This is a genomic window from Streptomyces humicola, from assembly GCF_024436035.1.
GTDB classification, from domain to species: domain Bacteria; phylum Actinomycetota; class Actinomycetes; order Streptomycetales; family Streptomycetaceae; genus Streptantibioticus_B; species Streptantibioticus_B humicola.
This window is the reverse complement of sequence record NZ_JANFNG010000005.1, coordinates 14,680-38,982: the sequence shown is the minus strand read 5'-3', so window position 1 is coordinate 38,982 and position 24,303 is coordinate 14,680. Positions and strand designations below refer to the sequence as shown.

Genomic DNA, 24,303 nt, shown 5'->3' with positions numbered 1-24,303 from the left:
CGGCCCGCCAGCAGGTCTGCCCGGAGCAACCGAGCTCCAGGGGCAGCAGTTGCCAGCTGATGTCGTTGTAGAGCACGTACAGGATGCCCTGCAGGCACAGCCGGTCATCCACGGGCTTCGGATCTGGTGGCTTCTTGGGCCAGGACGGCAGCAACGGCTCGATCAGCGTCCACAAGTCGTCGTCCACGATCCACGGTCGGTTCCCCACACCTCACGAACGGCGTGTTACGAGCTCTTACTGATTTTTGCCTATGGAGTTGACGGTTGCGCGTCCCACTTCAGGCCGGTTGCGGTGAGAAATCCGGTGAGCAGCTTCGGTTGGTACTGGATGTGCCGCAGGCCGCGGCGGGCGGTGTGAAGGAGTTCATCGAGGCTGCGGGCTCCGAGGTTGGCCAGTGGCCCGTTCTTCAGATGAGCCCAGCTGCCCTCAACGGGATTGAGGTCGGGGGCGTAGGGCGGCAGGTAGACCACGGTCAGCCAGGTACTTCGGGCGATGAATGCGCGCATGGGGCGGCTGCGGTGGCTGCTCAGGTTGTCCCAGATGAGCATGATCGGACGGCTCAGGGACCGGTGGATCTGGCATAACTGTGCCCGACCCTGGTGGTCATTCGAGGGTCAGGTGGCGAAGCGTAATTCGAGTCGGGCGAGGTGGGTGGTTCGGGTGCGATCGAGTGGGTGTCCGTTCCACCAGGCGTCGAGTCGGATCAGGTTGAGTGCGACGGCGCTGTAGATGTGTTCGAGATGGGTCTTTGCCAGGCCTCGATAGCGAGCCTGGTGCAGGTCGGTGACGGCGACTGCCTGTCTGATGGTGCCCTCGACTCCAGCTCGCAGGGCGTAATCGGTGTTCCAGTCCTTGGTCTGGTGCTGCGCGCGAGCGTGCCGTAGGGCCTCGGTCATCTCCTCCGGGTGCAGGGATAGTTGGCGGCGTTTGCTCTTCGCCGTCGTGCACTGCTGCTTGAAGGGGCAGGGGATGCAGTCGAGCGCGGCGACCGTCGACGACGGCGGCAGCTCTTGCACGCCGGGCGCCTCGATCGCATCCGCTGATGACGCCCAGACCGCCGAGGCGTACGCCTACGGCACCGCCTGGGCCATCCTGCGCGTCCTCGACGGCCAGCAGCCCGCCGCCGTACGCCTCGGCCGGAATACGGAAGGGTTCTTCATCATCCCCGGCGAGCTGTGCCCCGTCCCTCCCACCTTCGAAGCGCTGAAGCGCTGGAACAAGTGGGAGAAGTTCACCGCCGCCCGCGCCGCGATGGAGCGGTGCGAATACGCCGGGTGCTACGCCGACTCCCTCGCCGACTGCCGCTACCTCGCTGACCACGAGGCCGCCGCCATGCACGAGGCCCTCGACGAAGCCGCCGGCCTGCCGGACGCCGCCTACGACTACGGCGTCCTCGCCGAATCCGCCATCCACTTCGCCCTCAACAACGGACACGCTCACCAGACCGCGTCCTAGACACGCCCGGAGCGGGCCGCCGCTCTCGCCACAGAAGTACGGCCCGCTCCGGCTCTCCCTGCCCGTTCGTCACCGAACAGGAGGACCTCAAGCATGCCCCATCCTCCCCACGCCACGCTGCTGAGCGTCGCACTTGAACTGGCAGCCGCGCACGTGCCCGTGCTGCCGCTGCGCGAAGGGAAGCTGCCGTTCGGGAACTGTCCTGCCTGCGCGCGCAGTGCCTGCGGCGGCAGGCCCGTCATGAAGACCGCAGGGGACTGCCGCTGCCCCGCCCCATGCCACGGCTGGGCAGCCGCCACCCACGTCATCACCTCCCGCCCGTGGGCTGCGGCGTGGCGGCAGGCGGTCGCCGTCGCATACCACCCCGCAGGCGCGGGGCTGACCGTTGTGGACCTCGACGACGCACAGGCCGTCGCCTGGGCGCGCGAGAACCTGCCGCCCACAACGACGGTGCTCACGCCCCGCGGAGAGCACTGGATCTACCGCGGCGCCATGCAGTCGGCCAACCACGTCCGGCCCGGCGTGGACATCAAGTCGCGTATGAACTACGCCCGCTGGCTCGGACACGGCCACGGCACCATGGTGGACCTGCCGGCCAGCGTGCGCGCCCTGGCCGAACGGGAAGAAGCCACCCCCGCCCGCGGGCGCGTGGCTTCTTCAGACATCGTGCGGGCTGCCTGGGATCGGACCGTGGCCACCGGGTGCCGGCACACCGCCACCTACATCCGCAGCGGCCTGGAACGCGGCCTGGCCAAGGTGCTCGCCCACACCAAATCCGGCGCCGGATCCCAAGCATTCGGCGTGGCCCGCTTCCTCGCGGCCCAGCACACCGACTGCCCCGGACCCTGCGGGCTGGAGGTCATCGGGCAGCAGATCATCACCGCCGCCGTCTCCGTCGGTGTACCCGAGCCGTACGCGGAACGAGCCGTCACCAACGGCCTCGCCGCCGGCACCGGGGGGCCCTCGTGAACCGGCTCGCCGACACCCCGCCCGTACCCGGCTTCGCCGCCTGCGACGCAGGACCGGCCCAGCTTTGCGGCCGGGAAAAGGCCGCCCGTCAGGGCGTCCTTTCTGCTCTTCACCCCGACCCTCAGCAGGTCGTCATCATCACCGGCATTCGCCCTGGCCTGCACGTCCGCATGACCGGCCGACCGGTCGCCGACTGGCTGTGCGCCTGCGGCCACCACGAACGCGCCCGCGGACGCACCGCTGTCGTCGAGCTGACTGACCGTGTCCGCGTCGGCCACTGCCCCCACCGCGCTACCAGCACCAACCAGCCCCAAGGAAGGGCAGCATGACCACACCACCCATCGACGGCGCATCGCTACTGGACGAAGTCGAAGCGTTCCACCGGCGCTTCAACATCTTCCCGCAGGAAGCCGCCTACGTCGCCGTGACCTTGTGGGACGCTCACGCTCACCTCATCGACGCGTTCGACGGCACCGCCCGCCTCGCCTTTCTGTCCCCCGAACCAGGCTCGGGCAAGTCCCGCGCCCTTGAGATCGTCGAGACCCTCACCCCCAACGCCGCGATCACGGTCAACGCATCCGCCAACGCCCTCTTTCGGCTGGTCGAGGCCACCGAGGGCACCCCTACGCTGCTCTTCGACGAGATCGACACGGTATTCGGACCGAAAGCCGGAGGCGACGAGGCCGTCCGCGGCTTCCTCAACTCCGGTTATCGGCGCGGCGGTCAGTCGCTGCGCTGCGTTGGGGACGGCTCCAACCAGACCGCTGGATGGTTCTCGTCCTTCTGCGCCGTCGCCATGGCCGGACTCGGCTCCCTGCCCGACACCATCCTGACCCGGTCCGTGATCATCCGCATGCGCAAGCGCGCCCCGAACGAGAAGGTCGAGCCCTACCGCCGCCGCATCCACGAAAAGGAGGGAAACGCCCTGCGCGACCGCCTCGCGAAATGGGCCGACACCGTCCGCAACGATGTTGCCGAAGCCTGGCCTGAGATGCCAGAAGGCGTGAGCGACCGGCCCGCCGACGTCTGGGAGCCCCTGCTCGCTGTCGCCGACGCCGCTGGAGGCGACTGGCCGGCACGGGCCCGCGCCGCCTGCGTCGAGCTGATCAAGTCGGCACAGGACACCGACGGAGCCTCCCTCGGCATCCGGCTCCTGACCGACCTGCGCGACAAGGTGTTCTGTGGAGCCGACCGCATGCCCACCGCCGCCATCATCGAATGCCTGCTGAACATCGACGATGCGCCCTGGGGCGACCTGGACGACAAGCCCCTCAACTCCCGCACGCTGAGCAGGCTGCTGGGCCAGTACGTCACCGCGGCCAACAAGCCGATCAAGTCGCGCGGTATCCGGACCGCCTCCGGCACCCCGAAGGGCTACTACGCCGAGGACCTCGCCGACGCCTGGGACCGCTACTGCCCCCCTCCCCCCGGAAAGTCCGCAACAGCCGCAACAGCCGCCACACCGCAGGTCAGCGGGGGTGAATCTGTGGCGGATAGCGCCACAGACATCCGCCACACGGCACGGGAAACCGCCACACGCCCCCTGACAATCGTCAGCTGACTCGAGCCCACCGCCATGGTGCCGCCACCTCCTGCGTGGCGGCAGCTATCCGCCACACAACCGCGATCCGCCACAAATCCAAGCCGCTGACCAGCAATGTTGCGGCGTGGCGGATGTTGCGGATCCCCAAGGGGCCCGGGCGAACAGCACGCGCCCGCCCCTTCCGCGATAGGCCCGCTCAGCCCTGCCGACCCGGGCGGCAGGGCTGAGCCCATGTCCAGGAGGCACGCCGTGTCTAGCGCCACCTCAAGGCTGCGCGCACTGCTCACTCTTCCCGAAGTTTGCGAAGAGCTTCGGATCACCCGCTCCACGTTCTACGACTGGAGGCAAAAAGGCCGCGCTCCTCGATGCATCAAGCTTCCTAACGGTGATCTGCGGATCCGTCGCAGCGACTTCGAGATCTGGCTGGACGGCCGGGAGGACGCCGCGTGATGAAGACGACCTACAACATCAAGGTATGGAAGATCGCGACGTACAAGGGCGCCCGCGGTACCACCTACACGGTCCGCTGGACGCTGGACAGCAAGGAGTGGCGGGCCCCCTTCGGGACGCGGGCGCTCGCCGACGCGTTCCGATCCGAACTCATCAGCGCGACCCGCCGTGGTGAGGCATTCAGCCTCACCACCGGGCGCCCTGTCTCCCACGACTCCGGGGCAAGCTCGATGAATTGGTACGACTTCGCCGTTCGATTCACTGATGCCCAGTGGCATCGCACCTCAGGAAACAACCGCAAGAACGTTGCCAAGGCGCTTACGCCGGTGACCGTTGCCCTGCTGCGGTCGCAGCCGAGCAGCTTCAAGCCCGTCGACGTGCGCACCGCGCTGAGGGAGTTCGCGTTCAACACGAAACGGCGGGAAGAGGCCTCGCCCGAGGTCGCCGTCCTCCTCAAGTGGGTCGAGCGCAACACCCTGTCGATGGCGGCATGGGAAGACCCTGCCAAGGTCGAGGAGGTGCTACGGACCCTCGGCACCAAGCTGGACGGGACACCAGCCGCCGCGAGCACTGTCAAACGCAATCGCCGGGTCCTCAATGTGGCCATGGAGTACGCCGTCAAGCATCGGATCCTGCGCTCGAATCCGCTGCCGAAGGGCAGGGGCACCACGCCGAAAACCTCGTCAGCAGTGGACAAGCGATCCTTGCTCAACGCCGTGCAGGCGGCACGGTTGCTCGACTGGGTGCGCCGTCGCCCCCGGGGTGGCCGGCGGCTGCATGCGTTCTTCGCGACCATGTACTACGCCGGCTCACGCCCGGAGGAAGCCGTGGCGATGCACGTGGCCGACGTTCGCTTGCCAGACGAGGACGCCCATGACCAGTGGAGCGAGCTGGTGATCCACACCGCTCAGCCGGAGGTCGGCAAGAACTGGACGGACACCGGCGAGATCCGCGAAAGACGAGGGCTGAAGGGTCGCGCCGCCGACGACACCCGCGTCGTGCCAGGGCACCCCTCGCTCACGAAGATCCTCCGCGAGCACATCAAGAGGCAGAAGCTGAAGCCCGGCGATCTGCTGTTCCAGGGAGAGAACGGTGAGATGCTCGCCGGCTCGGTCATTCGCCGGGCCTGGCGCACCGCACGGCAGGAGGTGCTCAGTCCGGAGGAGTTCTCTTCCCCGCTCGGGAAGCGGGTGTACGACCTTCGCCACACCTGCCTGACGAACTGGCTCAACGACGGAGTACCGCCCGCGCAAGTCGCGGAGTGGGCGGGCAACAGCGTGCCCGTGCTCCTCGCCGTCTACGCCCGGTGCATCTCCGGGCAGCTCACGGACCTGAAGAAGCGGATCGAAGCTCGGGGAGACCTCCCCGAGCTTCCCGCGGAGGGCTGACCTCAGGCCGCGGAGAACTTCACCGCGTATTCTCCGTGGCCACCCACAGAAGCCCGGTGAGAGCCGGACAGCGCCGGACCGCCCTCATGATCGGGGGCGGTCAGCGCTCTGCGCTCAGCAACGGCTACCTTGCATCGGCCCATATGGTCGCAGTCGTCCCAAGGCCCCACCGGCGTGGCCGGGAGCCCCGGACCAGCCGGAGCTTCAGGAGCCCCCGGCGCCGCCGGATCACCAGGCCCCGCGGGCCCTGCGGGACCACAAGGGCCGAAAGGCGACACCGGGGCGACCGGCCACGCTGGGCCGCCATCGAGCAGCCTGACGTTCGCATACACCGGCGAAGTCGGGAAGTCGACGACGTACATCTGCACACTCGACTCGGGCACGACGCACATGACGTGCACGGCCACGTCCAGTTCCGGGCCGGGCCCGCTGTCGACCTCGTCATCCGCCCCGGTTGCGGGCGCCCTATCGCTGGGTTGCCTGCTCGCAACTGCCGCGTACCGACGCCTCTGCTGACCCTCCACACTGCTTGCCCCGCTCTGGCCTTCGGGCCGGACGGGGCTCGTTTGTCGTTCCATATGTTCACACGTCCTCCGCAGGTGCCACACTTGGCGCACATTCGCACGATCGGGGGACACCAATGGCCGTTGACGACAGGGTGGTTCGGGTTGCGGACGCTGCGCCCGCTACCTCACCGCGGACGGTCCGCTGGGTGCCGCGCCGGCCGGGCGATCCGTGGCTGTGGGCGGTGTGTGCCGCGGTGTTCGCCGTCTACGTGGTGCTGTCGGTGTCCCGGTACGCCGTCGGCAACCCGGCGAGCTGGGATCTTGGGATATTCACGGAAGCCGTCCGTCACTACGCGCACTTCCAGGCACCGGTTGTGGACATCCGCGGCATGGACGCGATGGGCGACCACTTCTCCCCGGTCGACGCGCTGTTCCTGCCCGCATGGTGGCTGGCGCCGTCGCCGGTGACACTCCTGGTGGTGCAGGCGGCGCTGGCGGCGGTATCGATCGTGCCGGTGTACCGGGCCGCGGCAGCACGGCTCACCGTCGTGGAGGCGCGGCTGGTCGCGGCGGCTTACGGCTTCTCGTGGGGTCTCGCCTCGATGGCCTGGTACGACGTGCACGAAATCGCGTTCGCCGTACCCCTGATCGCCTGCTCGCTGTCAGCGATGGCCCGCAGCAAGCACCGGGCGGTGGTGTGGTGGGCGGTGCCGCTGGTCTTCGTCAAGGAGGACCAGGGCTTCACGGTCGTGGCGATCGGCCTCGCCCTTGCCTTGGTGTACGGCAAGCGCCTCGCCGGGGCGCTGCTGGCCGCGTGGGGTGTGGGTTGGTCGCTACTGGCCGTGTACGTGCTCATACCGGATTTGAACCCGGGGCACGCGTACCCGTACTGGAGTCAGGACGGGCACCTGGCGGGCCTCGCCGCCGGCTGGGACGTGAAGGGGCCGACGCTCGTCGTGCTGCTGTTGCCGACGGCGCTGGTGGCGCTGCGTTCCCCGCTCGCCGCGATCGCCGTGCCGAGCATTGCGCTGCGGTTCGTGTCGTCCAACCCGGCCTACTGGGGCACTATATGGCACTACAACGCTACGGTCATGCCGATCCTGTTCGTGGCGGCGATCGACGGCCTCGCCCGAATACGCGCCGGACGACCCACATGGGCGCGCGGCTTCTGGCCCTACCTCGGCCAGTACGCCCCGTCGATGATGGCCATGGGCGCCGTGACGCTCGCCCTCTGGTCACCGCTGCAGAACCTGTGGCAGCCCGGCACGTACAAGACCCCGGCGCACATCACGGCCGCGCGGGCGGCCGAGCAAATGATCCCGGCCGGGCAGACGGTGAACACCACGCTTCCGGAGCTAGCCCCGCTCGCGGCACGCGGCGATGACGTGTACTATTTCAACGACAGAACAGCGCCGCAGTGGATCTTGCTGGACACGGCGTCGTGGAATGTTCCAGTCGCCTCGGTCTCGCATTTCCCCGGCTTCACCTACCGCACGCTGTTCCACCGCGACGGCGTCGTGCTGGAGCAGAGGATCAGTGCGCACCGCTGACGTCCTTCCTGGCCGTCTGGTCGAAGGGCTCGTCTGCCTCACGGTTTGTCACGATCGGGCAACGCGGCGGGGGCGTTTGTCAACGCCCTCTGGCTGTACCCCGTCGGTGCCCGGTCGGGCACCCTTGTTTTCCGTGGTTCACCGCCCGATCGGACACGCGACGGGCATGGCCTGACACCCGCTTTAGGAGCCCGGGGACGATCTCCGCAAGGTTTGCCCTGGTCACCCCGCCTGTGGTCGCGGTACGGCCTGGGCTGGGCTTTCTCCCCGTCCTGGTCCGCGAGTGACCGTAGCTGACCGACCGTTCTGGCACGAATGTGGCACGGCGCGACCGTGTGACGGCTGCCTTGTAAGTTCGCTCCGATAGCTTGGTCTTCCCTGCCAGGACCACTTCGACCAGTGCGGGGCATCGTCGCCCACGTGCGCCCTTATTCGCTGCTGTTCGCTGTCGTTGATGTCACCGGTGGATGTCAACCCCGGTTGGGCCAACACCCTTGGGGGCTCTCGGACGCTTGCTGTCGGGGCCCCATCGATGCTAGGGCCTGCCCCAAGATGCGATCGGTGGCCTTCTCGGGCCTGGTCACGCAGGAGGACGGCTAACGGTCGGTGTCTTCCAAGGCCAAGCGTCCTCACTGGGGACTGCCGATGCCCCATGCGACCCGTGACGACCAGATACGACGTCGCCAATCGGGTCCCCGTCTGGGTTGTTCACGTCAAACAGCGGGATCGGACCGTTGAGCAGCGTATACATGAACGGGATTGGCGGCAGCGTCAGCGCGAGCTTCCCATCAGCCGATGGTTGAAGCTCCATCTGTGTTGCCTTTTTATTGAAGAATGCGCCTAACGGAGTCTCAATCAAGTGATAGATCCCGAAGAAACTGCGGGCCGGGAAACCATTGCCATGGAGATCAGGCTCATCCGTCGCCGGATCATGAAACTCCGTCAACGATTGGACTACCCCGTAGCTCGATGCGTCGTGGTCACCGGTTTCCATCCGGTTGGAGAAGAACAGGTCTGGCTGAGCCTCCGCGTACGGAAGCCCGATCAGCAGGCGCGAATTGCCGTCGGCAGAGCGCATGTTCATGCTGACCACCTGGAGCAGCTGCAGCGTTGTGGGGCGACGGTACCGGTCCGGGGTGTGTCGTGGGTACATTGCTCGTGACGTTAGGGGAGGCGGCACAGGTACGTAGATACCTTCAGTCTCGATGGATTCGTCGTACCGAAGTGGCGCACTTGCAGCGATTGAGGTGTTTTCATCCTCAAAGCGAAGAGTGATCTCTTCGCCCGTATCGCGGAGTCTTACCGTGGCCTCAGAGTAGCCATTCATGAAGTAGATCGCCCCAGATGGGCTGAACGGCGCGATATCGCGGACCTCGTATGGCGCCGGGAGTTGAGCCCGCAATGCTTCATCCGTGGCGCCCCGGGCTGCCCACTCGCGGATATCGTCAATACTTCCGCGCGCCCGCAATTCCCATTCTAGTGGCATTGTTCAGCTCCTACCGATCTTTTGTAAGCATTTGACGAGCAAATGTCGGCTCCGGGGAGTCTCGCCGTAGTAGACGCAACCGCAAAACGGCGCCGCGAAACAACGCTATGTCACGCCCTCACTGTCTGCTCGACATGACGTGCGATATTACTGCGTTGGGCCCACCCGAGACCTCCGCGAACTCGGGGACCGGAGACTGTAAATCTGTCGGCTTACGCCTACGCAGGTTCGAACCCTGCCGCCGCCACACGGAAGAATCGGCCCCTGACCAGCACGAACGGTCGGGGGCTGATCTCGTTCCCGACGCCTTCGAGTGACTGTGATTCCCCGCTGTTCCCCGCCCGACCTGGCACGCGTGTGGCACGTCGTCCATGGCCGCGATGGCAGGATCGCCCCCATGTCTGAACAATGGGGCACTCACGCCGTCGAGCTGCGGCCCAACTGGGTGACCAAGCGGTTCCGGGGCAAGGATCGTCAGCAAGGCGAGCGTGAGTGGCGTGCACTGACGTTGCTCGCGACATACGTGCCCGGCTTGGCTCCTGATCCCTGGGAGGCGGATCTTGCCGCGGCGGAACCTACCGTGGTGATGTCCAGGCTGGCTGGCACGCCGTTGCGCGGATGCTCTCTCGAAGACGGCCAGATCAAGGCGCTGGCGACTGCTGTGACCAGGGTGCATGACGCGGTGCCGCCCGACGTTCTGGCTGAGGTTCCTCTCAGACCAGGGCGCCAAGACGAGCTCATCGCCCACATACACTCCTGGTTCCCGAACGCCCGTGCTCAGGTCAACCACGAGGTGGGCCAGGCTATGGACCGTGGCATGGATTGGCTTGCCCGGTCGGGGCTGGACACGGCTGGTCAGCCTCTTGTCCCCACGTCTTCGGGTCCGGAGACGGCAACCTCGCGAACTATCTATGGGATGGCCAGCGAGTTCAGGTCGTCGACTTTGAGGACTCGGGTCTCAGTGATCGCGCCTTCGAGCTCGCGGAGATCACCGAGCACGTGGGCAGCTGGGTGGAACAGCCGCTGGACGTTGACGGCTTCCTCAGCCACTTCGAGCTGACGAACGCCGAATTCGCGCGCTTGGTGGACTGCCGTCGGCTTCTCGCCCTCGTCTGGCTGTTCCTGCTGGCGTTCGACGCCGCCGACAACCCGAGGAACCCGCCCGGCACTGCAGAGCGGCAAGCCAGTCGGTTGCTACATCTGCTTGCCTGAGATGGATGCCGGGGACAGCGCGCCGCAGCCGGGTTCGAGGTTGGTGGAGTCTCACTGGCCGAGTCAAGCCGCTGGTGACCGCCCGCTGCTGTACAGCCACAACTGATCACGCACGGCTGCCACCTGCGGCTGCGTACTCGATCAACGCTTTGACCTACTGCTGAGCTGTCGGTGGCTGTCAACGTTTGTCACCGTTGAGCGCCCTTCCACGGCCCGGTCACGGCCCCGGAAGGGCGCTCCGGCTCTTCCCCGCCGGTGGTCACTCGAACCACGCCCTTGGTTGTGGGATTGATCGGCTGGCGGACTGCTGCGCTGTTCCTGGTGCGCTGCGAGTGCTGGACCAACTGCAGATACATTCCGCTACCGATCACGCCGCGTAAGGGCAGGTGTGGCCGACCCCCGTGGGCGGTGCGGAGCTGTGTGGCTCAGACCTCCAGCTCCAATGCCCTACGCAGGGCAGCAGCGCGAACAAGCCGCACGTCCCGGGGCGCTTCGCACAGTTCCGGGTCAGGCACTCGGAACCTGTCGCCCCCGAAGCGCGGGATGACTGAGACGTGCAGGTGATGAATCACCTGGCCAGGGGCTTCGTTGTTCTGCACGATCGTGCTTCCAACAGCCCGGTAGGCGTGTTTCACTGCGGTCGTCACTCTCGCAACGACATCGAACACTTCGTGCAGGAGATCACGCGGGGCCTCATGCAAGCTGGACACGTGGGAAACCGGCAAAACGAGCGTGTGACCCGGGTTGTTTTCTCGCTGCATGAGAGTGGGGATGACGAAGGCGTTCTTCGTACGGTAGGCGACCAGGTCATCATCAATCTCGCCTTGCCCGATCCTGCAGAAGGGGCAGTCACTCATCCTTGAGACCTCCGAAGTCACCTCATGCCGGCCCTCTCAGGCCAGAACGACGAGTTTGGCAGGTCATCGCCGAAGAGGACATCTGAGTTTCGCGGCGTTCACACACCGAGGCAGCTCGTGAACCGCGCGGTCGGTGGAGCGGCTTTGGGCGGGAGCTGGCATGGGGCGAGAGATCATGGCCCCTTACGCTGGCCGCGAATCGGGCTGGCTCCTCGCCTGCCCGCAGTAGCCCGATCTGGGGCCATGATCTTCGAGGCTCGCCCCATGGTGGCTGCCTAAAGCCGTGGAGCCGGCCGCCCCAGCCCGATTGAGTCTCTTCGCTCATGGAGTGTTCGCTCTAGCCGCGCGCCCGGCGGAGCCGGGGCCGGAGCGGGGCGAAGACATGAGCGTCGGCCCCGGCGGTGAGCCGGGGCGCGCGCGGCGAGCGGGAGCGAGCCGCCTTGATGGAGGTAGAGAAGGTTTTGCCGGGCACTTGCCGTTGATCACATTTGTGGGCTACCGCTCGGCGCAGCCTGCGGCCTACCTGCCCGCGCAGGTTGCGGAGGGGGCAGGCGACAGGGTTCCGGTGCTCCTCGGCATCTCCGGTCAGATCGCGGACCTGAAGAATCACATCGAAGCCAAGGGCCCCCTCCGGAGCGTTGACCCCCGTGGAGAACTTCACCGCCTATTCTCCGTGGCCACCCGCAGGAACCCGGTGACAGCCGGACAGCGCCGGACCTCCCCGTGATCACTCAGGGGAGGTTCGGCGCTGCTGCGCGCGCGAGGAAGATGGCTCTGACCAGCAAAAATGCCTCTCCGGGGAGAGGCGGGAAGGTGTGCACCCAACTTGCCACAACGCGAAAAATGAGGTGCTGATCGAGGGGTCGGGGCTGGCGCTCTCGGCGGTCCACGCCAAGCAGCGCCGCGACGGATACCGGCGCGGCGGAGGCGAGGCCCGGGAGTGATGCCAGACCTCAGGAAGCGTCCGTGGCTTCGGGTGCTCCTTGGGCCATCCCGTTGAGAAGGCTCCGGAGCCCGAAGCTGAACCGCTCGTCGTTGCCCTGCTCGGTCAGGTATCCGGCGAGGGCTACGGTGTGGGGGAACTCGCTCGTGGAGAGCTGTTCCAGTTCGTTGCGTACGTCGGCGAGGTAGTCGGGGAACGGTTCTCCGCGTGCGACAGGCCCCGACATAGGTGTGATTTCCCAGAGGACGAATCCGTGGATGTAGGCCATGATCGCGATCAGTGCCTGGGCGCTTCGCCGCTCGTCGAGGTCGGCGGCGCGTAGCCATCCCAGGAGCCGTTCCAGGATGGCGAGCATGTGTGGTCCGATGACGAAGCGATTCGAGAGGATCCGGGCCGCATCGCGCCGCTCCAGCAGGTAGTGGCGGAATGCCTGACCGAAGGTGTAGAGGCTTTCTGTCTCGTTGTCGTCGGGGGGCAGGTCGTCGAGGGGGAACCGGGCGAACAACTCCTCAGCGAGCAGGTCGATCAGGTCGTGTTTATCCCGTACGTGCCAGTACAGTGTGGCGGCCTGGATACCGAGACGGTCGGCGAGTTTGCGCATCGTGAGTGCGTCCAGGCCGTCTTGCTCGACGAGTTCGAAGGCGGCGTTGGCGATCCGTTCGACCGTCACGGGTTCCCGGTTGGTCCGTGTGGCATTGCGTTGTCTCGCCATCCGTGCTCGCCTTCCGCCTCGTATCTGGCCGCCATGACCATCTAACATCGTTAGATACTGTGCTGGCCAGCCTTACGAGATCTTCGGCATGACCTCCCGGGCGAAAAGGGTGATGTTGCGTTCCATCGACGGCCAGTCCTGCCCCCCGTAGTCGATCTGCCAGAGCATCGTGTCCAGGCACAACTGGTCCCGCAGTGTGGCGATCTTGTCGATCACGGTGCCGGGGCTGCCCACGACGCCCGTCGCGGTGGACAGCACATCGGCGCGCGCTGCAGCGAGGAACGTCTTACCTGGCGTCGAGTAGCCCGGGTATGCGCTGGAGGTCACGCCGGTCCACGATGCGGCTGCTTCTCCCCAGACCCGCAGGTATTCGCGGAGCAGCGGTTCGGCGTTCCGGGATGCCTCGGCGTCGGTGTCCGCCACGTACAGCGGCACGCTCAGCCCGACCCTTGGCCGGTGTCCCGATGCGCCGTGCTCTTCCTCGAACGTCTCCCGGTACACCTCCACCATCTCGCGCATGCGGGGTAGTTCGTCTTCCTTCGGGGGCGAGGCGATGAGCAGGGACAGTCCTTGGTGGCCGATCCATGCGAAGCTCTCGCGGGAGCGGACGGCGGCGACCCATACCGGTGGGTGCGGTGTCTGCGTCACTGGGGGCAGCGAGGTGGCGTCGGTGTAGCGGAAGAACGGGGTGTCCTCGGTGGCGGAGGTCTCGGTCCACAGCTTGAGGACGGCTTCGATCGTGGTGGTGAACCTCTCGCGGCTGTCGTCGAGGTCGATGCCGAACACTTCGAACTCGTAAGGCAGCCAGGCTCGTGCGAATCCGACCTCGAGGCGACCGCCGCTGATGGCATCCAGCTGGGATGTTTCCGCGGCGAGTTGGACGGGGTGGTGGAAGGATGCCTGGATGCCGCCGGTCATCAGCCGGATGCGGGAGGTGCGGGCGGAGGCGGCGGTGAGGAATCCGAGTGGGCTGGGGCAGTAGCCGCCGTAGTCACGCAAGTAGTGCTCGGTCATTTTCACGTAGTCGAAGCCGAGCCGGTCGGCCAGTTCGCAGGCGCGCAGGGCGTCAACGAAGTACTCGCGGGCTGTACGTTGCTGGGGACTGCAGTCCGGGAGCAGCGATATTCCGTGTTTCACGACAGGTACCTCCTGCGATGGGTTGGGGTTACAGCACGGCCAGCGAGGTGAATACGGTTCCTGCGGCGACCAGCGGCCACACGACCGGCACTGCGGCGTACAGCAGCGCATGCGCCGTCCCGTTCACGACAGCCAGCACGGCGGCCACTGACCGGTCCTGCGCACCGCGCACCGGGACGATGGTCGCGACGAGCTGCACGATGACGGACACCACGATGCGGACCGCTCGTCCGCCGGGGACGACGGCGAACGCCGCGGACCGGAGTACCGCCTCCTGTACCAGCGCGGCGGCAGCGAACGAGCACACCGCGGCCGGCCAGGGGACTCGGGCTGCCAGCTGACGCCACGGCCGCCACAGCGGGCTGCGCGTGACGGCGGTCCACGCGTCCCCGCTGATGGGGGTCTTGCGCACCGCACTGCGGGTGATGGCTGCCAGGAGTCCGCAGGTGGCGAACTCCGCCGCGCCGACGGCGGCTCCCAGCGGGAGCATCAGCAGTGTGCTCATCGGCCGGTCCTCCTCTTCTGACCGCCGAAGACGGAGCGGTAGTGCTTCCAGACCCGCAGGTTGAACCACGCATGCCCGATGGCTGCCGCGAGGATGCTGCCGCTGATCAGCGTGGCGGCGAGCGCGGCCAGTGACAGCGGGAGCTTGGCCACCACATGAGCCCATCCGAACGGCAGGTGCAGCACCGTGAAGGCGAGTGTCGCCACTGTCAGCAGAGCGATGGTGGCCGACAGCAGAGCTGCGTCGAGGGCGAGGCGTCCCCAAGCGCCTCGGTAGAGGAGTTCCTCCAGCACCGCTCCGCCGATAAGCCACGCTGGTCCCAGGTGCGTATCGCGTGTCCGTTCCAGGCGCGTCCACCTCCCTGTGGCCTGCCCCGGTGCCGGCCCGTCCAGGGTGCCTTTGTCAGCCGCGATCCCGACCGGCCGCACCGTCCCACGCGCTGGACGGAGACGGGCGGGGGGCGGGGTGTGCTCGCCTCGCCGGGTCAGCCGGGTCAAGATCCACCGATCGGCCCGCCAGGAGAGGCGTGAGATCACGTAGCCGAGGAGAGGGGACACGGCCAGCCCGGGCCAGCGGCCGTCGGCGAACAGGTGAGGCCCATCCACTGCCAGGCCGATGCCCACCAGCCCGGCCATGATCACCAGGTACGGGGCGAGAGTGGGGACCCGGGGCCGTATGGGTTCGATCCATCGGCCGTGCAGATGGGAGGCGAGCCACATGGGCGCCAAGCCGCCCAGCAGCAGAATGCCGATCAGGTAGTAGCGCATGTCACGGGTAGGGGTGCGGTTGGGGGTTGGTGAACCCGCCGTGGTCTGCGAATCTGCGGTGGGCGGCGGCGGGTGCGCTGGGCAGCGGCAGGCTCAGGGTGTCCGGGGACCACACGCGCATCACGGTGAAGCCCAGGTCGCGGATGTCGCAGCTGGTCAGGTCTGCCCAGTACAGGGTCTTGCCCGTCGACCGGAACGCCTCCACCACGCTTCGGGCCACCTGCCGTCCGGAGCGGGTGTCGTCGGGAGGGAGTTCGCCGGCTGGTTTGCACTCGTGCCGGGAGAACCGCTCTTCCACCACCGCTGCGCCCTCGCGGGTGGCGTAGTAGCCGACATTCGACTCCAGATCGAACATGCCCGAGAGCCGGTCGGGCCCTGGTGTCGCCTCGCCTTCTTCCAGCAATGTCCAGGAGGCGAGGGCGTGCACGCCCACGGTCTCGAGCAGCGCCCGGTAGACGGCTCGCTCCAGGCTGGCTCCGCTTCCCAGTCCTGCGCACAGTGCCGGAAGCGCGCCCTTCGGGTTGCGCAGCAGACAGGCCACGGTGAAACCGGGGAGATCCGGGTTGGGCAGGTAGTGGAACTCCGGCTTGACCAGTCCCGTGTAGTGGCGGGCGAGGAAAGCCTGCAATGCCGTCAGGCGGCTGTCGGGCTCGATAAGGACGCTGTCGGTGGTGCCGAACCAGTGCCCGATGGCGGTATCGATCTGTACCAGTTCGAACAGAGCGCCGCGCAGTGCCGCATCGGGGCTGGTGTGAGCGGCCGTCCCGGTGGTCACCGCCGAGACCAGGTGCGGTTCACCGGGGGCAGGCACGTAGCCGAGAAGGAACATCTGCGCTGGAACCCATGCCTCGCTGCTGTCCGTCAGGGACGGCAGCTTCACCCAGCCGATGGGGGTGTGTGGGTCGAACCGCTGGTACGGAAAGCCATCGCGGGCCAACTGGGCGGCATCGAAGAGACGCAGGCGATCTTCGGCGATGACCGGTTCTCCCTGTTCTGCCAGTTCGGCCTGGCTGGCCATGGTGACGGGGAAGCGTTCCTCTGCCACTGCGGCGTGCCCTGCATAGCGTTCCAGGGTCTCGCCGAGCACCCGGATACGGCTTTCGAACGGCAGGAAACCGTAGCCGCCGATGTGGTAAAAGCCGGGTTTGGGCGCCGGCTGGCCGCTCCACAGATGCACGCCGGTCAGCTCGGCGCCTTCGACGAACATGCGGGGCGAACGCAGCGGCTTGTTCAGCCCGCCCATCGAGGGGATCAGCCCGCACAGCCGGCTGTGCATTCTGCGTTGCAGCGACTGTGCGCGCTCGGCATCGTCGCGTCCCAGGCGCAGGTCCAGTGCGGTCTCAGGCATCGAGCCACGCCCTCGCGTCGAAGTACAGGCTGGCATCGTCGCGTCCGCGCAGCGATCCGCAGGACGGGCAGCCGGGCAGACGCAGCACCTCGCTGTGCGAGATCTCCATGGTGGGGAGGTAGATGCCGAGTACCTTGCCGATGGTGAACGTGGAGCCGCAGGTGAGGTAGTTGACTGCCTCCAGTGCGGTGTGCCCGGCAAGGGTGGCGCGCAGGGCGCTGAGCAGGGGTGGGCTGCCGGCTTTCACCACTCCTTGAGCAAGGGCGTGCTTGTAGCGGACGTAGCTGTCGTTGCTTCGCAGGTTCATCGCGACTCTGGTCTCGAAGCATTGGTAGCAGGGTGAGGAGCCGGGCACGATCGTGGGGCCGACCAGCAGGAACGGGCCGTCGACAGCGGCGTGGGTCCACGTGATGCCGGCTTCCAGCGCTACCCGGTTGAACAAGGTCGCTTGGGCGGGGTTGACGGTTTCCTGAGCGAGGACGACGTAGGCACCGCGCAATTCGGCGAATGCATCGACCAGTCGGGCCAGTCGCAGTCCGTCGTGCACGTCGGCGAGATCCGGCGTGGCGAGGATCTTGGCTATAGGGCTGTCAGGGGCAAGGACTTCGGTCTTGGCCTGGTCGAGTTCGGACAGCAGGTCGGCGACGACAGTGGTCAACTGCGGGTCGCCGAGGAGTACGGCGCGCTCGGGGCGTCCGGTGGACCCGTCGTCCACTTTGAGGGGGCGCATCTGGTCGAGGTAGGCATCGACGGCGCTGGTAGGACCCCACTCGATCGCGTCGAGGGTCCGCAGGTGATCGACGACTGCTTCCACCGTCGCACGCGGCACGCCATGGGCACGCGCCAGGTCCTTGTGGCTCTGGCTGCCGTCCAGACCGCTCACGATGTCCAGCAGTTTTCCTTTTCCGGAGTCATCCGTGACGGTGTACGAGCGGGTACTCCATACACCGACGCGTAGCTCGACGACATCGGGGCTGTGCCCGACCACAATGATGGAACGCTTCAACCGTGCTTCGGTTCCTGGCATCAATTCGCTCCCTGGAAATGCCGGTAAGAGGGGGGATGGGCTAGGCAGGCAGGCCGAGAAGCACCATGTGCACTACGGTGCGAAACAGGCCGTCGATACCCAGTGCTTGGTGAGTCTCGTCATCGAAGAAGCCGGAGTAGTCCAGGCTGCCGATCCCGGTGGCGGTGGCCGCCAGATGGATGTTCTGGGAGATGGAACCCGCCTCATGGAGGACGAAGCGAAGCCCGCGTGGTCCGTACTTGCGCATCGACCGCCACGGATTGGCCACCAACAGCAGCACGGCCGCAGCCTGTCCGACGAGATCTTCGCCGGATACCTCGCCGCAGGTTGCCGACAGATCCTCGACGGCATCGGCTTGTGCCCAGGTCTCCAGCGAGTCGTGACCCGGCAAGTATCGGTACGCCCCGGTGGCCAGGCCCGCGACAGTGCGGGCGGCGATCCACACCTCGATGGGGTACAGGCCGCCGGCGCTGGGTGCAGTTCGCAGCCGTAACCCGGTACTGCGGCCATCCTCCAGCCCGACGTTGACCTCCGCTGTCTCGGAGTCTGCGTAGCGCAGAACGGCGGCAAGTTGATGCAGTGGCAGGGGAGTGGAGGCGAACGCGCGCACGGAGCGGCGGGCGGCGATGGCTTCGGCCAACGTCAGGGTCGGTGCATGGTGCCGGGGGAGAGGAATGCGACCCGACCCATCGTTGGGGACGGTGGAAGCATGCGCGAGGGCAATGCTGACGGGGTCGGTGAAGTAGTGGGCGACCGACGCCTGCGTCTCCCGGTCGTGTCGCAGGTTGCGGCTGGCGACCAGGAATTCCTCGGCCGGCCGGGGCACGGTCGTGGCGTTGTTGTCGAAACGCAAGGGGTGGGTGCGCAGTCCGACGTTGAGCAGTGACGGGGTGACTTCGCGGGTCTCCGTGGTGACCAGCGCGTCTTGTATGTCGGAAGCGGCCAGCGTCGGGCTGGTGTCCACGCGGCTTCATCCCTTTCAATTGTCGAGCAGGGGGATTGGGACGCCGGGCAGGCAATAAGGCTGCCTGCCCGGCTTTGTGGATCTTCCGGTCAGCGCTTGCTGGCGACGGCTGCAGAGCAGCACGACGTACCCGGAATCACGATCGCCTCGTCACGCCCGTCGTTGAGGGTGACCTGCGCCGTGGTGTTGCGGTGCTCAACCGTGGTCTCAGCGCTCAGCTTCATGTCGGTGCACCTCCTTCCTGCATTGATGGATCGGATACGTATGGGGTAGCGGTGTGGAAGGGGGAGCAATCCGTCCCTGTCACACGGCTTCTGAGAACCCCGGAGTCGACTTTCCACGCCGGGGCGCAGCGCACTCAAGCAGTCCGAACAACATGTGCGAATCGTCGGCAGGCTGCGCATGGACGGTGATAGACGAACACTCATCCCGTCCGACACCACCTCACCTCGGGAGACGCCCATGCCTCCGCCCGACGTATCCATGCAGCCTTTCGCTCCTCAGCACGCTGCCCTCCCGTACCAGGCGTACCGGCTGCTGCTGGACCGCGGTCCCGTCCACCGGTTGCCGGTGGCCGACGGATTGACGACCTGGGTCGTATGCGGACACGAGACTGCCCGACGGCTGCTGGCCGACCCCCGACTGAGCATCGACCCGGCCTCGACAACGTGCGAGATGCGGGAGAAGCTTCAGGCCTTGGCGACCGAGGAGAAGCAGTCGCTGGCCGGCCGCCACCTGCTGTCGACCGATCCGCCGGACCACACCCGCATGCGCAAGATCACCTCACGGGCACTGACCGCCCGGAAGATCAACGCGCTGCGCCCCAAGGTCGAGGAGATCGCCTGCGAACTGCTGGACGCCCTTGCCGGCCGTACCACGGCTGATCTGCTGACCGAGTACGCCCTGCCCCTGACCGTCCGAGTCCTCTGCGACCTGCTCGGGTTACCGCCTGCAGGCGTCGATGTGTTCCATCAGCTGGGATGGCTTGTGGTGCGGGGCGACGCCGAAGACGACGAATCCTTCAAGGGCGTGATCGCATCGCTCGCTGCCTACTTCGCCGAGGTGAGGGACCACCCCGAGGTGCTGCGCGCAGACGGGCTGATGCGGCTGCTGCTCCAGGCACACGCCGACCAAGAGATCACCGACGGAGAGCTGAACTCCCTGCTCTTTCAGCTGTTCTTCGCCGGACATGAGAGCACGAGCTATTTCATCGCCAATGCCATTGCCGCTCTGCGGCAGCACCCCGACCAGTGGAACCTGCTGTGCGGCAACCTGTCCCTGATCGATGCGGCAGTAGAAGAAATGCTCCGCTACGAGGGATCAGTCAAGTCCGCCACGTGGCGCTTCGCCACCGAACCGGTCGAAGCGGATGGCGCCTTGATCGGCCCGGGCGAACCCCTGCTGATCGTTTTCGCGGCGGCAAACCGCGACACCGGGCACGTGAGCGACCCCGACCATCTCGACATCACCCGCCCGCCCAGCGCGCACCTGTCATTCGGACACGGCGCCCACCACTGCCTGGGCCACGCACTGGGACGGCTCGAGGCCGCCACAGCCCTGACCACCCTGATCTCCCGCTACCCCACCTTGCAGGTGGACAGGGCGTACGAGCAACTCCCGTGGCGCAGCAACATCGTCATGCGCGGCATGAGCGCGCTTCCCGTACGCCTCGCTCCAGAACCTGCCCGATGAACCGAACCACACGCAAAGGAGACGTCTGTATGTCACACGACACCACAACGGACTTGCCGGCTTTCCCCGACTGGATGCCCCCTCACCTGGCGCTCATGCAGCTCGTTGCCGCGAAATGGATCAGTGCCCCGCTTGTCGCACTCGCCGAACTGGGCATCGCCGATCTCCTGGCGAACGGGCCGTGTTCCGTGGAGAACCTCGCCGATGCGTGCGGGGCCGACCCCGACCCGCTGCGCCGCTGCCTGCGCGCCACCGCGGCCGTGGGAGTGTTCGCCGAACTCGATAACGGACACTTCACTCTCACACCCATGGCGGAGCACCTGCGCTACGGGAGGGAGCTGTCGCTTCGCGATCTCACCCTGTTTCTCGGGGCCGAGCCGACGCAGCGATCGTTCGAACGGATCACGGACGTGCTGCGGACCGGACGGCCGGGGTTCGAGGACGCCAACGGCAAGGACTTCTTCGCATTTCTGGCCGACAACCCGCAACTCGGTGCCGTCTATCAGGGGGCATGGGCACCGCTGACCGCCGGAGTGGCGCGGGCCCTGGTGGAGGCAGTCGACTTCACCGCCTTCAGCACCGTCGCGGACCTCGGCGGCGGCACCGGGACGCTGCTGCGCTCCGTGCTGGAGGCCAACGAGCATCTGCAGGGAATCCTCATGGACAGGCCGGAGGTGATCGCCCGCGCTGACCCGGCCCTGGCCGGCGGTCCGCTGGCGAACCGGACACATCTGGTCCCTGGCGTGCTGCCATCCGGCATCCCGGACGGAGCTGACGTCTACATGGTCAAGAACGCGCTGCACTGCATGCCCGAGGCCGAGGTCGAAGCCGCCTTGAAGAGCATCCGCACGGTCATCGGAGACCGGTCGGATGCTCGGCTGCTCCTCATCGAGGCAGTACTGCAGCCCGGGAACGCCTACGACTGGGGCCGGTTCGTCGACATCGAGGTGATGATCAATTGCGGTGGGAGGGTGCACACACGAGAAGAGTGGGAGGAACTGCTCACCTCGTGCGGGTTCGAGCCTGCCGACGTCAGAACTCTGCTTCCCCCGCAGTGGCTGATAACCGCGCGTCCCGTGTGACACCCCTTGCCTTCTCTAACGTTGGTAGGGTTCACTAACGACGTTAGAGGGTCGGGTGATCCTCTGTCATATCAACCGACGGGGAAGGAGCATCGGTGGCACCGACCGCAACACAAGCAGGGTCTGGCCACGCGGCGCGCCCGCGTCAACGCACCGGGATCACGGTCGCGATCGTCCTGGTCGCGGCGTTCATGCAGCTGATCGACGTCAGCATCGTGAATGTTGCGGTGGCGTCGATTCAGCAAGGGCTGGGAGCGACCGACACGCAGATCCAATGGGTCCTGGCCGGTTACACACTGGCGTTCGCTGTGCTCTTGGTCGCCGGAGGGCGGTTGGGCGATCGCCTCGGTCGCCGCCGGATGTTTCTGGTGGGCATGGCGGGGTTCACCCTCGCTTCGCTTCTATGCGGCGCGGCGACGAGCCCTGCCATCCTTGTCGGCTCCCGGCTGGTTCAAGGGCTCGCTGCCGCACTGATGTACCCGCAGGTCTACTCCGTCATTCAGGTCGCCGTGTCACCGAAGCAGCGCGGTGCCGTGCTCGGCGCACTCGGCGGAGTCATCGGACTGGCAGCCATCACCGGCCCGTTGGTCGGAGGGCTGCTCATCAACGTGAACCTCTTCGGTTGGACCTGGCGGCCGATCTTCCTGGTCAACGTCCCCATTGGCGTTCTGACGATCATGTTCGCGCTGCGGTTCCTGCCGGAATCCCGTTCCGAAGAACCCCATGCCATTGACTGGCTCGGAGTGGCACTCGTCACCCTCGGCGTCGGGCTGCTGGTCTATCCCCTGGTACAGGGCCGCGAGACGGGGTGGCCGGAATGGATGTTCGGCATGCTGGCGGCAGGTGCCACCGCACTGCTGGTGTTCTGCATCTATGAGAGCTACAGGGAGCGCACCGGGCGGACGCCGCTGGTCCGCATGAGCCTGTTCGCGGGCCGCGGTTTCAGCGGGGGTCTCATCCTCATCATTGTCTTCTATGGTGCATTCCTTCCGTTCTTCCTGGTGTTCAGCCTGTATGTGCAAGTCGGGCTCGGCTACAGCGCGCTTGCGGCCGGCGTAACTCTCGTCCCGTACGCCCTCGGCTCCGGCGCCGGCTCCGGTTTGTCGATCGCTCTGGCCCCGCGCATGGGGAGGACGATCCTGCACATCGGGTTGGCCCTGCTCATCGCAGGAAGCTGCGGCATCGCCTGGACGGTGCACCGCGTCGGCAGCCATCTGCACGGAGTGCAGCTGCTCCCCTCCCTCGTGGTCGCCGGACTCGGGTTCGGCCTGACCGTCACCCCCCTCGTCACGTTGATCCTGGCGAAGGTGCCCGTCCATCACGCGGGCTCGGCTTCAGGCGTTCTCACGACCGCCCAGCAGTTCGGCAGCGCCGGCGGCATCGCCGTCCTGGGGACGGTGTTCTTCGGGCTGCTGGGCGCCCACGCCGACACCATCACACACGCTCAGACTCCGGCTCTTACCCGTCAGATCACACCACTGGCGACTACGGGCCAGCCCGCCCCGCAGGTCGTGGCCGGCTACTTGACCTGCTTCCACGACCGCGCCAACGAGAAGGACTCCTCGGTCGTCCCGGCAAGCTGCCAGGACCCGCATCCGGAACCAACCGCCGTGGAGAACGTGCTGGACACGTACGTCGATCAGGCCGAACGCGAGGACTTCGCCTGGTCGGCCGAGCACACGGTGTACGTCCAGATCGGCCTATTCGCCGTGTGCTTCCTGCTGGTCTCCACGCTTCCCAAGGTGCGCGGCAAGGAACTTGCCGAGTTCGAGAAGCAAGCTCAGGACGCGGTCATCATCGGCTGAGGCGACGGCACAGATCACATCGCGTGGTCAGGCACGAAGGATATGATCTTGAATCCCGTCAGGTACCGGGGGACGGTCTCCACCATGGTGATGCTCGGTCCCCACACGGGATGGAGGAAGGGTCTCGAGGTGGCAGACGGCAGAAGCTGTTTGGCTGACACGTTCCGCCATACCGTGCGCACTCGCTGGTCTCGCGTCGCCGCGGCGAGGAGGCTCGCGGGCCAGCGTGTGCCCCGGTACAGCTCGCACGCGGCGCGCAGTTCGGCAAGTAACGGGACGGCCCATGCCTCCTGCCACTCACCGAGCAGGGTGTCGCGCAGATGGGGCGTCAGAAGCAGCTGCAACATCAGATTGCTGTGCCGTCCATCAAGCGGTAGTTGCTGATAGGAGGCATTGGCAGAAACGATTCTCCATGCTCGATCCACGATCGTGGCCGGGCAGGTCTGCGCGGCCAGCAAGTTCCTCCAAGCCGCTGGGTTCTCCAGAGGTACCCCGTCCAGCGGAGGTGGTTCGTGCCCGGTAGCCAGCATGTAGAGCATCCATCGCTCGTAAGGCTGGAGCTCGAGAGCGGAAGCGAGGTGGTCCAGTAGGTCGGAACTCGGATTGCGGATGCGCCCTTGTTCAAGATTCCAGTAGCCGCGTGACGACATATGCAGTCGCTGTGCCATGGCCTCCTGTGAGATGCCGATGCGCCTGCGGCATCGTTGGAGAAATTCCTGGAGCCGTCCGTGCGGTTCCGTGCGGAGCGGTGGTGCCGTCGCCACGTGATCCCCCAAGGCGTGCTCCGGCGCGGCCGTGCGCACCGGATAGCAGGTGTAGTAGAGGCGGTGCACGACGCAGGCGGTGGTCAACCTGCCCTGCGCAGTGGGGCATTGAGCCCCAGGCAGAGTCAACTGTAGACTCT

General features: G+C 66.6%; 23 protein-coding genes and 3 pseudogenes. 12 read left to right on the top strand and 14 right to left on the bottom strand.

Annotated features, from left to right (window positions below; all coding sequences use genetic code 11):
* Positions 1-16: 16 nt before the first annotated feature.
* From NGB36_RS33725 to NGB36_RS09245, 3 genes and pseudogenes are all read right to left on the bottom strand, one after another.
* A pseudogene (locus NGB36_RS33725) lies at positions 17-187 on the bottom strand (transposase); the annotation flags it as partial.
* A 62-nt stretch (positions 188-249) separates the two neighbouring features.
* Positions 250-582, bottom strand: a pseudogene (locus NGB36_RS09250) (transposase); the annotation flags it as partial.
* 33 nt (positions 583-615) lie between these two features.
* Entirely contained in the window at positions 616-1,017 is a 402-nt protein-coding gene (locus NGB36_RS09245) for a transposase (protein ID WP_255919688.1), read from the bottom strand.
* Here NGB36_RS09245 and NGB36_RS09240 point away from each other — a divergent pair.
* The 7 genes from NGB36_RS09240 to NGB36_RS09210 all read left to right on the top strand — a co-directional run bounded on the left by NGB36_RS09240 (position 971) and on the right by NGB36_RS09210 (position 7,862).
* Positions 971-1,456 carry a hypothetical protein gene (locus NGB36_RS09240; protein WP_255919687.1) on the top strand — a complete coding sequence of 162 codons (486 nt, stop codon included), beginning with the start codon at positions 971-973 and terminating at the stop codon, positions 1,454-1,456. The two genes, NGB36_RS09245 and NGB36_RS09240, sit on opposite strands and share 47 nt — an antisense overlap.
* A 93-nt stretch (positions 1,457-1,549) precedes the next feature.
* Positions 1,550-2,425: a bifunctional DNA primase/polymerase gene (locus NGB36_RS09235; protein WP_255919686.1), complete on the top strand. Its 876-nt coding sequence runs from the start codon at positions 1,550-1,552 to the stop codon at positions 2,423-2,425.
* Positions 2,422-2,754 carry a hypothetical protein gene (locus NGB36_RS09230; RefSeq protein ID WP_255919685.1) on the top strand — a complete coding sequence of 111 codons (333 nt, stop codon included), beginning with the start codon at positions 2,422-2,424 and terminating at the stop codon, positions 2,752-2,754. The genes NGB36_RS09235 and NGB36_RS09230 overlap by 4 nt, the downstream gene beginning before the upstream one ends.
* Positions 2,751-3,986, top strand: coding sequence for a DUF3631 domain-containing protein (locus NGB36_RS09225; RefSeq protein ID WP_255919684.1), 1,236 nt, complete (start codon positions 2,751-2,753; stop codon positions 3,984-3,986). The genes NGB36_RS09230 and NGB36_RS09225 overlap by 4 nt, the downstream gene beginning before the upstream one ends.
* A gap of 261 nt (positions 3,987-4,247) precedes the next feature.
* On the top strand, positions 4,248-4,418 hold the full coding sequence (locus tag NGB36_RS09220; RefSeq protein ID WP_372509408.1) for a helix-turn-helix transcriptional regulator: 171 nt from the start codon (positions 4,248-4,250) through the stop codon (positions 4,416-4,418).
* Entirely contained in the window at positions 4,418-5,806 is a 1,389-nt protein-coding gene (locus tag NGB36_RS09215) for a tyrosine-type recombinase/integrase (RefSeq protein ID WP_255919863.1), read from the top strand. Before NGB36_RS09220 ends, NGB36_RS09215 begins: the two co-directional genes overlap by 1 nt.
* A 712-nt stretch (positions 5,807-6,518) precedes the next feature.
* Entirely contained in the window at positions 6,519-7,862 is a 1,344-nt protein-coding gene (locus NGB36_RS09210; protein WP_255919682.1) for a DUF2079 domain-containing protein, read from the top strand.
* Positions 7,863-8,442: 580 nt separating this feature from the next.
* Here NGB36_RS09210 and NGB36_RS09205 read toward each other — a convergent pair.
* Positions 8,443-9,348: a hypothetical protein gene (locus NGB36_RS09205; protein WP_255919681.1), complete on the bottom strand. Its 906-nt coding sequence runs from the start codon at positions 9,346-9,348 to the stop codon at positions 8,443-8,445.
* An 822-nt stretch (positions 9,349-10,170) separates the two neighbouring features.
* Between NGB36_RS09205 and NGB36_RS33720 the strand changes: the two are divergent.
* Both NGB36_RS33720 and NGB36_RS09200 read left to right on the top strand, forming a co-directional pair.
* Positions 10,171-10,299 (top strand): annotated as a pseudogene (locus NGB36_RS33720) (hypothetical protein); the annotation flags it as partial.
* A 48-nt stretch (positions 10,300-10,347) separates the two neighbouring features.
* A complete protein-coding gene (locus NGB36_RS09200; RefSeq protein WP_255919680.1) occupies positions 10,348-10,560 on the top strand; it encodes a hypothetical protein in 213 nt (70 codons plus the stop codon).
* A gap of 425 nt (positions 10,561-10,985) precedes the next feature.
* Here the strand turns inward: NGB36_RS09200 and NGB36_RS09195 are convergent, their stop codons facing one another.
* The 9 genes from NGB36_RS09195 to NGB36_RS09155 form a co-directional block, all read right to left on the bottom strand.
* A complete protein-coding gene (locus NGB36_RS09195; RefSeq protein ID WP_255919679.1) occupies positions 10,986-11,417 on the bottom strand; it encodes an HIT family protein in 432 nt (143 codons plus the stop codon).
* 953 nt (positions 11,418-12,370) lie between these two features.
* Positions 12,371-13,072 (bottom strand): TetR/AcrR family transcriptional regulator C-terminal domain-containing protein, encoded by a 702-nt coding sequence (locus NGB36_RS09190; protein WP_255919678.1) that lies wholly within the window; start codon positions 13,070-13,072, stop codon positions 12,371-12,373.
* Between the two features lie 72 nt (positions 13,073-13,144).
* Entirely contained in the window at positions 13,145-14,209 is a 1,065-nt protein-coding gene (locus tag NGB36_RS09185; protein WP_255919677.1) for an LLM class flavin-dependent oxidoreductase, read from the bottom strand.
* Between the two features lie 28 nt (positions 14,210-14,237).
* Positions 14,238-14,714: a hypothetical protein gene (locus NGB36_RS09180; RefSeq protein WP_255919676.1), complete on the bottom strand. Its 477-nt coding sequence runs from the start codon at positions 14,712-14,714 to the stop codon at positions 14,238-14,240.
* The gene (locus tag NGB36_RS09175) at positions 14,711-15,481 is read right to left on the bottom strand and encodes a CPBP family intramembrane glutamic endopeptidase (RefSeq protein WP_255919675.1); all 771 of its coding nucleotides are present in this window, start codon (positions 15,479-15,481) and stop codon (positions 14,711-14,713) included. The genes NGB36_RS09180 and NGB36_RS09175 overlap by 4 nt, the downstream gene beginning before the upstream one ends.
* A gap of 1 nt (position 15,482) precedes the next feature.
* Positions 15,483-16,829, bottom strand: a complete 1,347-nt coding sequence (locus NGB36_RS09170) for a YcaO-like family protein (protein WP_255919674.1) — start codon at positions 16,827-16,829, stop codon at positions 15,483-15,485.
* A complete protein-coding gene (locus NGB36_RS09165; protein ID WP_255919673.1) occupies positions 16,822-17,856 on the bottom strand; it encodes a TOMM precursor leader peptide-binding protein in 1,035 nt (344 codons plus the stop codon). The genes NGB36_RS09170 and NGB36_RS09165 overlap by 8 nt, the downstream gene beginning before the upstream one ends.
* A gap of 40 nt (positions 17,857-17,896) precedes the next feature.
* The gene (locus NGB36_RS33385; RefSeq protein WP_255919672.1) at positions 17,897-18,820 is read right to left on the bottom strand and encodes a SagB/ThcOx family dehydrogenase; all 924 of its coding nucleotides are present in this window, start codon (positions 18,818-18,820) and stop codon (positions 17,897-17,899) included.
* Positions 18,821-18,909: 89 nt separating this feature from the next.
* Positions 18,910-19,044 carry a hypothetical protein gene (locus NGB36_RS09155; protein WP_255919671.1) on the bottom strand — a complete coding sequence of 45 codons (135 nt, stop codon included), beginning with the start codon at positions 19,042-19,044 and terminating at the stop codon, positions 18,910-18,912.
* A 238-nt stretch (positions 19,045-19,282) separates the two neighbouring features.
* Between NGB36_RS09155 and NGB36_RS09150 the strand changes: the two genes are divergently transcribed.
* The 3 genes from NGB36_RS09150 to NGB36_RS09140 all read left to right on the top strand — a co-directional run bounded on the left by NGB36_RS09150 (position 19,283) and on the right by NGB36_RS09140 (position 23,399).
* Positions 19,283-20,512, top strand: a complete 1,230-nt coding sequence (locus NGB36_RS09150; RefSeq protein ID WP_255919670.1) for a cytochrome P450 family protein — start codon at positions 19,283-19,285, stop codon at positions 20,510-20,512.
* Between the two features lie 29 nt (positions 20,513-20,541).
* Positions 20,542-21,594 (top strand): methyltransferase, encoded by a 1,053-nt coding sequence (locus tag NGB36_RS09145; protein ID WP_255919669.1) that lies wholly within the window; start codon positions 20,542-20,544, stop codon positions 21,592-21,594.
* Positions 21,595-21,689: 95 nt separating this feature from the next.
* Positions 21,690-23,399: an MFS transporter gene (locus NGB36_RS09140; protein ID WP_255919668.1), complete on the top strand. Its 1,710-nt coding sequence runs from the start codon at positions 21,690-21,692 to the stop codon at positions 23,397-23,399.
* A 14-nt stretch (positions 23,400-23,413) separates the two neighbouring features.
* On the opposite strand, the gene NGB36_RS09135 is transcribed toward NGB36_RS09140, so the two are convergent.
* On the bottom strand, positions 23,414-24,232 hold the full coding sequence (locus NGB36_RS09135; RefSeq protein ID WP_255919667.1) for a helix-turn-helix domain-containing protein: 819 nt from the start codon (positions 24,230-24,232) through the stop codon (positions 23,414-23,416).
* Positions 24,233-24,303 lie beyond the last annotated feature (71 nt).